At 45.8% G+C, this 13,135-nt stretch carries 14 protein-coding genes; all 14 read right to left on the reverse strand.

Annotation, left to right across the window (positions count from 1 at the left end; all coding sequences use genetic code 11):
- Positions 1-24 precede the first annotated feature (24 nt).
- The 14 genes from B5E82_RS16210 to B5E82_RS16275 all read right to left on the reverse strand — a co-directional run bounded on the left by B5E82_RS16210 (position 25) and on the right by B5E82_RS16275 (position 12,669).
- Complete coding sequence (locus tag B5E82_RS16210; protein ID WP_242966354.1) at positions 25-1,875, reverse strand: VirB4 family type IV secretion system protein; 1,851 nt, start codon at positions 1,873-1,875, stop codon at positions 25-27.
- A gap of 10 nt (positions 1,876-1,885) precedes the next feature.
- Positions 1,886-2,485 carry a hypothetical protein gene (locus tag B5E82_RS16215; RefSeq protein ID WP_087308572.1) on the reverse strand — a complete coding sequence of 200 codons (600 nt, stop codon included), beginning with the start codon at positions 2,483-2,485 and terminating at the stop codon, positions 1,886-1,888.
- Positions 2,463-2,744: a hypothetical protein gene (locus tag B5E82_RS16220; RefSeq protein ID WP_087308573.1), complete on the reverse strand. Its 282-nt coding sequence runs from the start codon at positions 2,742-2,744 to the stop codon at positions 2,463-2,465. The genes B5E82_RS16215 and B5E82_RS16220 overlap by 23 nt, the downstream gene beginning before the upstream one ends.
- A gap of 217 nt (positions 2,745-2,961) precedes the next feature.
- The gene (gene dcm, locus B5E82_RS16225; RefSeq protein ID WP_334293293.1) at positions 2,962-4,449 is read right to left on the reverse strand and encodes a DNA cytosine methyltransferase; all 1,488 of its coding nucleotides are present in this window, start codon (positions 4,447-4,449) and stop codon (positions 2,962-2,964) included.
- A 2-nt stretch (positions 4,450-4,451) separates the two neighbouring features.
- Complete coding sequence (locus tag B5E82_RS16230; RefSeq protein WP_330398407.1) at positions 4,452-4,868, reverse strand: DUF7768 domain-containing protein; 417 nt, start codon at positions 4,866-4,868, stop codon at positions 4,452-4,454.
- On the reverse strand, positions 4,869-5,771 hold the full coding sequence (locus tag B5E82_RS16235) for a conjugal transfer protein TrbL family protein (protein ID WP_087308574.1): 903 nt from the start codon (positions 5,769-5,771) through the stop codon (positions 4,869-4,871).
- Positions 5,772-5,816: 45 nt separating this feature from the next.
- Positions 5,817-6,800, reverse strand: coding sequence for a hypothetical protein (locus B5E82_RS16240; protein ID WP_140393170.1), 984 nt, complete (start codon positions 6,798-6,800; stop codon positions 5,817-5,819).
- Positions 6,801-6,803: 3 nt separating this feature from the next.
- Positions 6,804-7,148, reverse strand: coding sequence for a DUF3852 domain-containing protein (locus B5E82_RS16245; protein ID WP_087308576.1), 345 nt, complete (start codon positions 7,146-7,148; stop codon positions 6,804-6,806).
- A gap of 14 nt (positions 7,149-7,162) precedes the next feature.
- Positions 7,163-8,392: a hypothetical protein gene (locus tag B5E82_RS16250; RefSeq protein WP_087308577.1), complete on the reverse strand. Its 1,230-nt coding sequence runs from the start codon at positions 8,390-8,392 to the stop codon at positions 7,163-7,165.
- A 199-nt stretch (positions 8,393-8,591) separates the two neighbouring features.
- Positions 8,592-10,280: a hypothetical protein gene (locus tag B5E82_RS16255; RefSeq protein ID WP_087308578.1), complete on the reverse strand. Its 1,689-nt coding sequence runs from the start codon at positions 10,278-10,280 to the stop codon at positions 8,592-8,594.
- Positions 10,281-10,386: 106 nt separating this feature from the next.
- The gene (locus B5E82_RS16260; protein WP_087308579.1) at positions 10,387-10,959 is read right to left on the reverse strand and encodes a DUF6550 family protein; all 573 of its coding nucleotides are present in this window, start codon (positions 10,957-10,959) and stop codon (positions 10,387-10,389) included.
- Positions 10,960-11,049: 90 nt separating this feature from the next.
- Entirely contained in the window at positions 11,050-11,610 is a 561-nt protein-coding gene (locus B5E82_RS16265; protein ID WP_164488699.1) for a hypothetical protein, read from the reverse strand.
- A 7-nt stretch (positions 11,611-11,617) separates the two neighbouring features.
- Positions 11,618-12,025, reverse strand: coding sequence for a DUF4320 family protein (locus B5E82_RS16270; protein WP_242966353.1), 408 nt, complete (start codon positions 12,023-12,025; stop codon positions 11,618-11,620).
- The gene (locus B5E82_RS16275; RefSeq protein ID WP_087308580.1) at positions 12,019-12,669 is read right to left on the reverse strand and encodes a hypothetical protein; all 651 of its coding nucleotides are present in this window, start codon (positions 12,667-12,669) and stop codon (positions 12,019-12,021) included. The genes B5E82_RS16270 and B5E82_RS16275 overlap by 7 nt, the downstream gene beginning before the upstream one ends.
- Positions 12,670-13,135 lie beyond the last annotated feature (466 nt).

The following is a 13,135-nucleotide window of genomic DNA, read 5'->3' on the forward strand; positions in this document are numbered from 1 at the left end:
TTATCTGTCTGCTTTCTCCATCAGTTACCGTCCTCCAGCTTTTCCAAAAAGTTTTTCCTTATATTCCGGCGCATGCACCATCAAGTTATACCGCTCATTTCCGCATTTGTAAAGACATACACCTCTCTGGGGATAGCGAATTAGATTGTATTCACTCTCCTCCAGCTGCAAAGTATCCGTGTAAAATTTTGAATAGATACTACCTGCATTAAACAGAAATTGATGTGTCGGAATGGAAAACAGAGGCTTGGTATATTCTCGGATACCCTCCAGATTGAAATCCTCCAGGTTTTGACTGGCGATGATCACCGCTGAGTCTTTCTTTCGATCGCGTTTCATTGCATTTCGCACATATTCTACTGCTGTCAGGTTTGAAATGAATAAGTAAAACTCATCCAGACTGGCTACCGTATTTCCTTCTGTCAGTAGTTTGTGACTCATATAGGAAAGGACATTGAATAACATCGCATCTTTCAGATTCCGGCTGGCCTGCAAAATTTCCTTTACTCCGAACATGATAAAATCTGAACTTGTTATATTGGTATACCCATTAAAAAACTTACTTTCCGCCCCCACGCACATGGAGTTAAGTCCGAGGAGAATTTTTCTTAATGCTTCTGCCGTATAAAGCTGTCTTCGGTTTTCGTCAAATTCTTTGTATTCCCGCTCCATGAGGGCGTACAAATCTGAGAGAATCGGATAGTCCTCCGGAGACATACGATCAAAATCACTTTCATCGGAGATGTCCCAGCCAGCGTATAATTTCTGCAGCATAAGCTCGATCACATCAATTTCCCGGTCTGTAAAATCTTTGTAGCACCTGAAAAAGTCCTTCAGAAAACTGATATGCTGTGACAGCCTGGAACGGATTCGGAAGGTCTGCGGCGCATCCGGATCTTCCGGGCTTCCTGTTTCATCCCAAAGTTTCGCTTGCAAGGGGTTGATAATATATTCACCGCTCATCAGATCCAGGTAACACCCCCCAAGATTATTCGCCAGATCCTCATATTCCATTTCTGCATCCAGCCCTACTACCTGCATGCCAGCTTCCCGCATATTGGTCAGAATGAGCTTCAGAAGATAGCTCTTTCCCTGCCCGCTGTTTCCCAGGATCAAGATATTGGCATTCGTTTTATCATCTGTCCGGCGGTTGAAATCCACCAGCACATTGCTTCCGAACTTATCTCTGCCAATATAAAAACCATTGGGATCTGTTTTTCCGCTGTAGTTGAATGGATACAAATTCGCCACGCTGCTTGCCGGCAGAACCCGCTCAAACTGATCCCGAAAGACATTCCACCCTGTCGGCATTACACACTGGAATCCCTGCTTCTGCCGGAGCAGCAGACGATCTACATTGAGCTTTGCTCGAATCAGTTCTGTCAGTACCTCTGTCTGCAGGAGTTTCAACTGGTCCATATCATGAGCATACAGCTCCAGATATACCGCCGTATGAAGAAGTGGCTCCCGGTTGCGATGCATTTGGGCCACAATCGTCGTTACATCCTGCAAATTGCTTTCCGCCAAAACTGTCTGCTGAAGATCGCTGGTATTACTTCGAGCCATTCGGTTCTTGTTGGCTGCGTTGCTGATGATTTTCTTCTCCTCTACCGGCGTTACATGACGGGTATATATCCGGAGTGTCACACCATCTTTTTCTCCCAAATGTGACAAAATTGCCTGTTCGTCCGTGGCGGTTGGATACTCTCTGAGTGCCCACACACAGCGAAATGTATTGCCGCAGATGAAATAATCTGTTTCAAATTTAATGACGGATGGTGCAATCATATCAAGAAATTCCTGTATCTGCACATCATTCACCGTTTTGGATGCTGGAATTGCTTGTGCTTTTCTCAAGTGAATACCTCCTCTCATGTCGTCTTTGTCAATCATCAGGTATGATCCAGCGTTCCCCATCATAGTCTTCAAACTTCTCTGTAGTCACATTCTGCTCATAATACACCGCCAGAATCCGTTTGATATCCTCCTTATCTGCCCGTTTCACAGAGAAGCCCTGCTCTTTTAATGACTTCTCAATCCGGGAAAGGTACGGAAACACCTCGGTTTCCTTTTCACCCTGCAGGCGAATAAGAATCAGGAATTCACGGGCCGTAGCCATCTGTACCTGAATCCGGTCCAGATAGTTCAGATCTTTTTCCAGCAGCTTTCGGACCGCTGGATTTTCCTCTTTTTTTATACGGGATCGCAAAAACTGTTTATTATCCTCGAAGCTCTCCCGGCTGTTAAGGCACAGCATTTCTATTTCCGCCACGCCTTTTAAAACTGTCATTAACGCGTAAATCCTTACCCGGATACTCTCTGCCGACAGCACAGCAACATTTGTCGGTTGGACGATAAAATATACCAGTTCTCCCTGCCCATACGTCACAAGACTATAGTCTGTGATCTCCTTTGCACCAATAAATTCTCTGGTGGAAGCTCTTTTTGCAGCCTCCTTTTTCTCATCTTTTTTCTTTCTGTTCATACTTAAGTCTCCATTCATAGAACTGCTGGCTTCCAAAAAGATACGCAAATGCATATCGTATAAAATCCAGAATGCTGGTATCCTCAAAACGAATCGTCAGAAAAGCATAAACTCCAGTTAAAACGAGAGGTGGAAAAAATCCTGCTTGTGTAAGTGACAAGATGGATGCCAGTGCGCAGATCCCAATAATGCCAATATCCCGCAGCTGCCACAGCCATAGAGTTGCCTTTGCTTTTAGATTATCTGGATAAATGTACAATATAGTTCACCTCTATCTTATTTTTTTGCAAAAAAGGAACCGCCGGCAGTATAAAACTTCCGGCGGCGTGTCCATATTATTTATGCTACACTCTCTTCCCGCTCTCCTTTCTTCATTATTATCACCCCAAGTATATCGAGAATACCAGGAAACAGCCATGACCAACCCCAACAAAGATATTTCTCAAAGAGAAAGCACTATTTACAGTATCGGTATCCTAATGTCGTGCATTCTTATTTAAAAAATAAGCAATGCCACGCATAACAAAATCTACACAGGGAATTGCCACACTGTTACCCAATGCCCTATATCTTGCACTGTCCGAAGCTCCAGGAATATCTGTCCACCGATCCGGAAAGCCCTGCAACCGTTCACACTCCAGAGGAGTCAGCCTGCGAATTAGATTTCCAGTACGAACCGGATGAATAGCATTCAGTGAACTCCCACTGGAGCCTGATTGTAAGGTTCCTGAAATATTTCCGTTTTCCATTCCATTCCGGCAGTCAAGACCAGCTACATCCATAATCAAATCTGTCGCATCTTTATATTGTCTGGCACTTTGAGTACTTGCAACTTGATTCGGTATCAGTTCATCATAACTTTGCCGACTGAACACCGCATGACGGTCCGTACTGGTCAGTGTATATGATGCCTCTCTGTTTACTCCCAGACCATTCCCGCCATTTTGTACTTTACGGTCAATAATATTCCCCGCAATGCAATAGCTTTCCGGAGCTTCCGCCACCAGAGGCACATTATTTCCGCCCGTTCCATAACTTGCAGACATGGTTGGTGCTACATTCAGGGGACCTGTATAACGCGAATCTTTACGATGATTCTCAAACACCAGCGGCTGATGCTGATTCATGCTGGCACGCAAAGTTGCTGTCACATCTTCACTCACATCCATTCGTTCACCGCCCTGATCATTCAGGCAGAGACAGGTTATTTTTCTACTCTTTTCTGCTTCGTTTCCATCAGACTTGCCTGCAGCTCCAGAGCACACAAAAGCTGGCTGGGCAATTTCTTTCCTCTGGCCTTCGCTCTCCGTAATATTCCCAAACAGGCGGTCCTGGTCAAATAATATTTGCCAGGCACTGAGTCCTCCAAAATCTGCGACAAGGAAGATTCTACGACGGCGCTGGGGGACTCCCCAGTATTGAGCATCCAGGACTCGCCAAGCCAGGCTGAATTCACGTCCCAGTATGACCGCCCCAGCAGGTCCCCAGCGCCCGGAGTCAGGTCGAGGCACATGACAGGTACTGTCCTTAATACGGACGATTTCCTCGATGACCGCGCGGAAGTCCTCCCCACCTGCGGAGCTGAAGGCTCCCGGCACATTCTCCCAAACGAGGTATCGAGGTCTGCTAAGGTAATCTGGTATGACTCGTCTGGCATCTGTATTCCTCATCTCCTTTACAATCCGAACCTGTTCCACAAACAAACCGGAGCGTTCCCCTGCAAGGCCACGCCGCTGTCCTGCGACAGACAGATCCTGGCACGGACTGCCTCCGCAAATTATATCTACCGGCGGCAGCCTGCCTCCATTCAGTTTTGTAATATCCCCGACGTGCTCCATATCTGGAAAGTGAAGCCTGGTTACCCGAATCGGAAAAGGCTCGATTTCACTCGCCCATACTGGAGTGATTCCGTTATGAATAGCCGCAAGCGGAAATCCTCCAATGCCGTCAAACAAACTACCCATTGTCAGCATCTTTTCATCTCCATCTCTGCCGGCCTGACGTTCCATTCATATGTCTGCCTCCTTACCTGTTCCAGAAAAACCGACACCTCATCGCTGCTGACCATACGAACCGGTATTCCCAACTTTTCAGCTGCCTCCCATTCCTGCCACATCCCTTCCGATATTCTTTCGCCAAAGATCCATAGCTCGTCACAGGCTTCCAATACCCGCCGGCCCATATCAAGCCCTTTTTCTCTTTCTGTTGGTATCCGGTCGTCTAAAATCTGCGGATACATCAAATGCACTGCGATTGGTACCACGCCCTGCTTTACAGCAAACAAACAGGCTGCTTTTGCAAAAGCAGTATTAGCTTCCACATTCCCTGCGTAAGGAGATGAAATAAACACAAGTTTCTCTACAATAGTTCCCTCCGTTTCCACTTATTTTGCCACAGTCTGAACAACCGTGCGTGTAAGATTCACTGCACTCTGTGCGGCGTACACTGCACTCATGATATTAGCTCTTGTACCAGTGTCCAGGCCAAACTGGCCCGCTATCCTGGGAATTTCTCCAGATGCCAGCATCAGACCGAGTCCCAAAAGTGCTCTGTCCTTTAATACCATTAACCCCGCAATTAATATGGTTGCCTGAAGAAATGTGGTCAGGCACAGTCCTATAATCTGTTTGCACCATCCAATGAATCCATCAATATATCCACGCGGCACGCTGAACATATACAGGCTGCCTACGGCGATCTGAATCAGCAGGATACCGCCGCGCTTCAGGTTTGCAAAAAACACCTTGATTACTGCGTATCCCATCATAATCAAAATAAAAATCATCAGAATAGGACTTGTAATGGCAGACAAGCCTCCGAATGGGCCTGATGCAGCCGCATCCTGCCAGGTCCCGGCATCCTGCAGGGATGAAATGATTTCCGATGCAACTGTCCCGAAGCTTTCTCCCAATCCAGTTATTCCTGCTGTAAAACTCCCTTGAAGTGATACACAGAGTTTATAAAGTTCCACAGGAGCTGTCGTAAACAGGCTTACTGCCAGAAATCCCTTCAGAGCATTAAGAGCAGTATCTTTTATGCTTCCCCGGCCACTTTGGCATTCGATTCCACACTCGAATATCGCTACCACCAGCCCTGTGATATAGAGCGCCCAGGCAAGATAAGAAAAAAGCAGCACTACTGACTGCACCCAGGTCATCTCAAAAAGCTCGGCGCCCATGTTTCCCATCTGCATAAAAAAATCACCGAGAAAGCCTACGATTTGACCGTAAACCCAATCGATGATCTGTCCCAGCACAGTATCTGCAACAAAGTCCCAGATAAACAACCTCTGTCTGCACCCCCCTTTTCTTATTCTTCCAGTTCATTTTTATCACTGCATCCTTATTCTTCCTGCACTTTCTTCTAACCTGCTTTCATTTTGGCTTTGCTGCTCCAGCCTAAAGTTTCTCTTTCTGACTACACCGTATTTTGTCGCTATTATCTGAAATTCATCGGCTGTCTCCATCTGTTCATCAAACTCCATCAGGGAGGCTTTTTCATGATACTGATCAAGCATTTCTCCCAGATCATCTGTATACTCATATGCTTCCAGCTGTCCGGCCAGTTTAACTGCTTCCTGCAAATCTGTACAATTCTCATATTCCAAAACGGCTTTGTATTTTCCGAGCATTTCTCCAATATGAAATCTCTTTAATGTATCTGCCCAGAGATTTATGTCCTCTAAAGTAAGGCTATCATTTTGTACCACACCTTCTACCCTGGAAATAGATAGCTCTCTGCATGATTTGACACCCAATGCTTCTGCTGCTTTCTGGCACATCTCTTTGGATGCCGGGCAGTCCAGACAGATTCCGTCATTATCTCCATACAAGTCCGCACCCTGATGAACGAGATAGACTTTAAAAAATGAATCGTCTTCATTCCACAGCACTGCCCGTCCTTCTTTCCTCTGGATAAAATCTTCAAAACGAAGAGAAGAAAAAGAGGCTGCTGTCTTTATCACGTCTGCTATTGTAAAATCTATTCTCTGCAGTATGGTCTGTTTAAGCCGTCTGCGCTTTGTGACAGAAAGGTGCTGAATAATCATTGCTAAATAATTCAGTTCCTGCATAGACGGTGGATACTCCTTGTTTTCAATCGCTGACCGGAGAGCTTTCTGCAGGCTGTCTCCCTGATACCCATCCAAGCTTTCTGCTAAATGGCAGTAACTTTCTGAGCCATAAGGTACCCAGCAGCAAGCCAGGCTTTCAAACATTTCAAATTTAGTACATGGATATCTGATATCGCTGATTCTTCTTTTTTCTGTATTCATCAGCGATAAATGCAGATACCATGGTGTTTTTCCCGTATCCATTGCCTATATCCCAAGAATCTGCCATACATACATGGGCGCTGTCAGAGTAAATACCAGGCAGGCAAATAATATAGCGGGAGCAGCCCACTCGAATTGTCCATGTTTCCGATAATCAAAGTAAGCTGTGCCAAGCTTTGCGAAGAAAAATACCGCCAGTATCAGATCAATGGCCGGAAAAACAACGTTATTTACAACTAATTTGATCTGCTCGGAAGCCGTATCCCAGGTATCCTCTATCGCTCCGGCTACATCCCCGGCTGCATATACCGGGATACAAAACATGCCAACAGCCAAAATAGCTGCCATAAAAAGCGTTATGATTTTGATTTGTCTTTTTTTCATCTCCATTTTCCTTCCCTTATTTATTGTTTCAAATTTAAGCCATTAGAGAGTGCTTCTTTACACGGTAACTCTTTTCCTGCTAACTCCCGTATAAATAAAGCTGGACGGGCATCAGGTTCCGTATATCTTCGATTGACAAATTCAACGGAAAACGCAGCCTCAAATACATCTTCCAGCTTATAACTGCGCCACGAACAATCTCCCCGCTCCCTTACCTGAACGATGCCCTCATCCAGATCAAACTGCAGAATTGCTGACAGGTTCTGCGGCATGGGTGTATCATGCAGGTCTTCAAATTCCCCTGGTGTTAAGACACATTCACAATGTAGCGCTTCTGCAAACTGGTCAAACTGACAACTGGAATATCTTCGAGCATATTCACAACAGCGGCATGATACACTATAAAAAGTTTCTACATCATCAGCAAAAGAATTTTCCTGTCCTCTTTCCCGAATTTTGATAAGTGTATATTCTCTGCTTCCATCCTTAAGCTGATTCCAGGCAGAGCGGCCCTCCCGAATTTTCTTCTCTACCGAATCCTGTTCGTCCTGTGTAAGCAGCTTGTGATACAGCTCTCCAAGCATCTGGTAGAGTTCTTTTGATATGGAGCTTCCATTTTTTTCGAGGTGCTTTTCCATAGCCTGCAGGCGCACTGAGTTATAATAAACATAGGCTTTTTTATCACACGGAAGTGAAACATATTCTTCTTCCCGATTTTTCTCTGCACCATAATCATTTGACATGTCTCTTTTCATCCTTTCCTGTATTGGATAGCTTACCTCTGTATGCTTTTTACTATGCCTTGCACACTTGATATCTGCCTCGCTTTGTTCAAGTGTAGAGAGCTCTGTATCCTCTTGAACATATCTCTGGTTCAATTTTATAAACAGTTCATCGTCCATGTATTCCACATACGAAAATTCCGGCCGGCTCCTCAACATTTCAAGTATCAGCTTCATTTTTAATGGCTCAGTTTCCAACACATCCAGCATTTCATATGTCAAAATCCTGTACAATCCATTCTGCTGTCCTTCCAGCGCTTTCTGCACATAGTTCTCGGTAAGACTTCCCATAGTTTCATTAAAGGCTAACAATGCGGGATACTGTTCCAGCAAATAGATCTGTCTGGCACGAGGAAGATATGACGTATATACCAACATATTGGCTGTGTCCGTATTTACGAGAACCCCGTCCTGCTGTCCAATCCCCAATACCAGAATGCACTGCCAAACACCATCTTTGACAGTCATATCTTCTTGATATTCCTCCAGGAACGAATGAGGGACCCAAGGATCTTTGAAAAAACTCAGATATTCCTTCTCCGGCAGTTCAATGGCTTTTGAAATTTCACAAGCTGTTGTGCTTACTTCCTTTTGATTGTTTATAAATACGGCATTCAGTTTTATTTCGCTTCACCTCCACTTCATTTTGATAACAAGTTCCTATGTGTTACGAGTCTGGATTCTGCGGCGCAATATGCCAGTCACTCCACAGATTTCCATCAATCATCAATGAATCCGTCATATTCATCGACAACATCCCGACTGGCGTCCAACAGTCCAGAAGCCGAGTGTAGACCGTATAGCTTCCATCCGGGTACCAGATCGGTGTGAAATGTGTCCTCCGGTTATAGGTGCTGTAGCCATTAATCTGAAATTCATGCGCCATGTCATACCCGGTATCCATTCGCTCCAACAGTCTCCAGTATCTTTCGTACCTGAACTCTGGAAAATAGGAAACCGCATTCTGCGCTGGAGTCACCGCCGAGTTCTGCGTAGTACTCACATGTGTTTCCACCCGTTCTTGAAGTCCATATCCGGATTTCAGAATCCCCCCGTTGGCAGTCGGAGCTTTTTCATCCGGCGTAACTGTCATGGATGCGGTAAGGTCCGCGGAATAGCTGTTCAGTTCAAACTCCCACCATCCTTCATCCTCCCATCTACCAGTTCCTTCTTCGCTTCCGCCATGCCAAACCCAATGTTCCTGCCACCATGGCCTCCACACACTCCAGGATGCAGACGTCCTTTCTTCATTGACCGGGAGTGGTGCCCGGCTGAAGCTGTCATTCCGGTCATCCGCATTGGGATCAGGAGGCGGATTCTCATTCATATCGACAATATTCACCCGAATAGTACCCTGGCTTACAGTGCCTCCCCCATGAGCTTCTACTGTAATTGTCATAGCCTGCGGTTCTTCCGGCGTCGTCCAGCGTATCCATGCAAGCTGGCTGTCCCCTTCCGGATAATAGACATTGCTTACCGTATAGCTTCTGTCTCCTATGTGAAAAATAACAGAGACTGGATTATCCGGATCGCTCTGGCCGCCTTTGACGTTCACTGCCGTAATCACTTCTGTGTTTGTGCGGTACTCATAATCAAACGCACTGATTTCCGGCTCCTGCGGCAAGGCGTCCTGAAAACGCACGATGCCAAGTCCCAGGCTGGATTTAATCTCTGTGTTTGTCGCTGCTGACGTCCGGCTGCCACTCCAAGCTGGATAACCGAGATCTGGAGTTTCAAGAAACATGGAAAGCGGCAGATTTTTGTGCGACAGAGATACCATTCTGGACCGAAGACCGCCGCTTAAAACCTCATCGTACAATGCAGCTTCTGTGGCTGTCGTGGCAATCATTACTCCCTGAAACCGGTAATAAGCTATCGGCTCAATCAGCAGACGATACTCCCCGCTTATCAGAGAATCAAATGGCATTCCGGTAAGTCCGGCAATACTTCTTACCACCTGTTCATCGGTGAAGTAACTTTTGATTTCTTCGATATTCGATGCTCCAAGACTTTCAGAGCTGACGATTTTCGGCAGGGCCTGCGCTGGATTTACATATCCATACACTCCGGTATCTGGTGTCAGAGTCCTGCCTCCCGTGTAAGATACCTTGCTGACCTTGCCGAATGAATACACGACATCCGGCTGCTTATTTGTAATGTCAATCGGCCGGGTAACTGGCGAACGGTCTGATGCGCGGATTACCGTCACGCGCACACCATCATTTCCTGGGGACCATACGTTTTCACTGCTTCCCTGCCCCATGCCCCCGCCGCCACTGTCGATATTTCCTTCCCCAACCGCATAAGCAGGATGTGCGAACATCAGAGAACAGAAGATAACCAGCGCCAGCAACATGCAGATTCTATGGATTCTGTATATCAAAAAAACCTCCTTCCCTATTCCTCGGCAAAAGAAAAACACCGCGTCTCCGCGATGCTTCTCTACCCATGGTGAATCTCTGCTAATCCATGCTTCCTATTTTATTGCCGTTCTCGTACATATCGCCTGCCGATGTACCGAAGCTTCCACCGCCCTGATTATCCACCCAGCCAAAACCAGGAATATAGATCTGGCCGCCTTCCGTATCTCCTGCCTGCGGCTCTGATGTACCAGTTTCAGTCTGTGACTCATCGCTGCCCGCTTCAGGAGCCTCCTCCACCGGTGTCCCATCCGGCTGAACATTTGGATCTGTTAATGCTTCTTCGCTTGGTGCTTCCGGCTTTTCCACGTCCGGCTGAATACTCTGGTCGTCTTCATCTGTCTGGGCGGGGGGGCTGTCCACCGCAGGTGCTGTATCATCCGCTTCTGTTTTATCATTCTCCGGATTCACAACCAGCTCAGATTCTCCGTTTTCTTCTGGCTGGTTTTCTCCGGGATCTACGATGATTTCCGTCACTGTATCCTCGACAGACTCATCTACTTCATCCGGAGATTCTGTTTTGAACTGGAAAGCAATCGCTATAATAAGACAGACGCAAATAATAACGCCACCGCAGACCGCCAGATATTTCTTTTTCTTTTCTGTCAGTTTCATAAAATTCTTCCCCCTTTTCTTCCTGTTCTCCTACCTCACACCATACTACGCCTTTTTTCACAAGTCCAGCTTTTTCTGATATACCTATCCCTAAAACGCCTGTGTGTATCCGGCCTGTACTTTTAGTGTGATATGCATGGACGGCAGCAGCCTGCCGCCAAACCGTACCGGCACTTCCAGCCGCACCAGAGCATCTGCTTCAAAACGTTGTGCGTTTTCAGGATCTGACGGAGCCAACGGTGCGTTTCGTATGGTTACTTCCAGACTGTCAATCGCAAACTCCATGGCGGTATTGCTACTGTCTCCATATTTTATGTGCCGGCCGCCGGACAGAACTGTTCCAAGTGTTTCGTCCAGATACCCATAAATATCCCCTGTATCCAGTGTTTCTTCCCAGCTTCCTTCTCCAAAAGGCTGATATGCTCCTGCATAACCTTCCCGCACTCCATGATAAACGCCTGCATAATTGTCATTGACTGTAGAGATAATGGCATCCTCTACCGCATCCTGCACACCTGCCACAATAATCTGCAGGCGGAAATATTCACTGATTCCGCACAGCAGAATCAAAAGGGCCAGCACAATTCCTATGGTCATAGGGAAAGAAACTGCGTGATTATCTTTCAAAAGTCTTCTGATTCTATCCTTCATATCCGCCTCATTTCCAATACACCTCTGATTTTCCACCTGCCTGTGCCTGCAGTGTGATTGGAAAGGACGCAAAATCTCCAAACAGACCGATATTAGTTTCCAAAGTCAATGTCACGGTAATCTCATCGTTGAGCTGTATCCTTCCACTTTTGGACCATTCGATATCCGGCTGAAGCCCCGTCTGCTCCGAGAGAATAGCTGCGCGCCGACTGGTTTCTGAGCCTACCCGGCCAGAAACTTCCGCCTCCCGAACCAGCTCTGTCGCAAAGGTATCAAGCTGCTGTTTCTGAATGAATACAGGCAGTACCCGCATTACCAGGGCAAGAACGAACATGGCACATAATACCAGCACAATGACATCCACATACCCTTCTCCACGCCGTTCTCCAAATTTGCTTCTTGAACGCCTTAACACATCGCTACCTCCTGCTTTACAGCTGGTGAAGTCTCTATCCCCTCTGAATTTAGAACTGAATTACATGTTGGATCCTGCTCTGACATTCTCCACAAAAGATGGTCCAATTCTTCGTGATGATCACCTCCTTGTTCTGAAAGCCATCTGTTACGAAGGGTTTCAAATGGATTCTCCATCTGTAGCAACTTTGCTGCGTATTCTGTAAAAGCTCCTTCTACGCTCATTTCTTCATATATTAATTTTGCTGCAGATATCTCAGGTGCCATTTCAATCACCTCTGATACAGGCTTTCTCATCATCCCTTCTATATAGGTTTCATATCCAGCTTTCAGTTTGATTATCAACCTCTTTTCCCTGTCGTGGTCTTCCATACCCTCTACTTCTTTGTGTTCTTCTGACTCCTGCATATAATCAGTCATCATGTGGCACAGCCTCCCTTTCCATTTCGCCGTTAGCACACGTTCTGACAGCAGCAGACTGGCATCCAGCTCTATCGCATATGCCGGATCACACGGATCAGCTTTTACATTCCCTCCTGCAAGGAGCTCTTTTGCCTGCTCTGCTGTCAGATACACAAAGCCGCCAGGTGTCATCATATCAAAGTCGTTTTCAGGATATTTTTTTATGAATTCCCTTACATTCATGTCACACCTCCTTAAAGAAATTATTTGAAGCTCTTATAAGTTTTTTGGTTTTATCACCTCCTTTCGTAACGCATTATCTTCAACCATATCACCCCCTTAACTTCTTACACATAAATATTCCTCCTTTTATTTTTCAGACGTATTCGAAAAGTGTCTATGGCTCTCTTCTCTTACTTAAAATAAAAAGCTGAGCCTTTCGGCCCAGCAGTTCAAAATTCTTTTTACATTTATTAATAACGCTCCCTATTTACTGTTCCTCGTACATCGATACTCTCAATTAAAATCTTGCTGTTTTGCAGTGACATTTTAATCTCCTTTCATATTATTAAGGAATTTTACGTGTTATAGATAATACCTAATTATCCTGTGTTTTGAGAGGAGGTATTTCATGAAAAAGCAATCGATCATCATTCCTTTTCACAGGGACCGGGACATGCTTATGTTCAGTCTGAAAACGCTTTTCCAG

Origin of the sequence: Lachnoclostridium sp. An138 (genome assembly GCF_002160765.1) — a bacterium.
Classification (GTDB): Bacteria; Bacillota; Clostridia; order Lachnospirales; family Lachnospiraceae; genus Laedolimicola; species Laedolimicola faecalis.

What these genes read in the sequence shown, in the direction of transcription:
- B5E82_RS16210 (WP_242966354.1), bottom strand. Translation starts at nt 1,875, where the DNA reads ATGAGAGGAGGTATTCACTTGAGAAAAGCACAAGCAATTCCAGCATCC.
- B5E82_RS16215 (WP_087308572.1), bottom strand. Translation starts at nt 2,485, where the DNA reads ATGAACAGAAAGAAAAAAGATGAGAAAAAGGAGGCTGCAAAAAGAGCT.
- dcm (WP_334293293.1), bottom strand. Translation starts at nt 4,449, where the DNA reads ATGGGTAGTTTGTTTGACGGCATTGGAGGATTTCCGCTTGCGGCTATT.
- B5E82_RS16240 (WP_140393170.1), bottom strand. Translation starts at nt 6,800, where the DNA reads ATGGATACGGGAAAAACACCATGGTATCTGCATTTATCGCTGATGAAT.
- B5E82_RS16245 (WP_087308576.1), bottom strand. Translation starts at nt 7,148, where the DNA reads ATGGAGATGAAAAAAAGACAAATCAAAATCATAACGCTTTTTATGGCA.
- B5E82_RS16250 (WP_087308577.1), bottom strand. Translation starts at nt 8,392, where the DNA reads ATGACTGTCAAAGATGGTGTTTGGCAGTGCATTCTGGTATTGGGGATT.
- B5E82_RS16255 (WP_087308578.1), bottom strand. Translation starts at nt 10,280, where the DNA reads ATGTTGCTGGCGCTGGTTATCTTCTGTTCTCTGATGTTCGCACATCCT.
- B5E82_RS16260 (WP_087308579.1), bottom strand. Translation starts at nt 10,959, where the DNA reads ATGAAACTGACAGAAAAGAAAAAGAAATATCTGGCGGTCTGCGGTGGC.
- B5E82_RS16265 (WP_164488699.1), bottom strand. Translation starts at nt 11,610, where the DNA reads ATGAAGGATAGAATCAGAAGACTTTTGAAAGATAATCACGCAGTTTCT.
- B5E82_RS16275 (WP_087308580.1), bottom strand. Translation starts at nt 12,669, where the DNA reads ATGAATGTAAGGGAATTCATAAAAAAATATCCTGAAAACGACTTTGAT.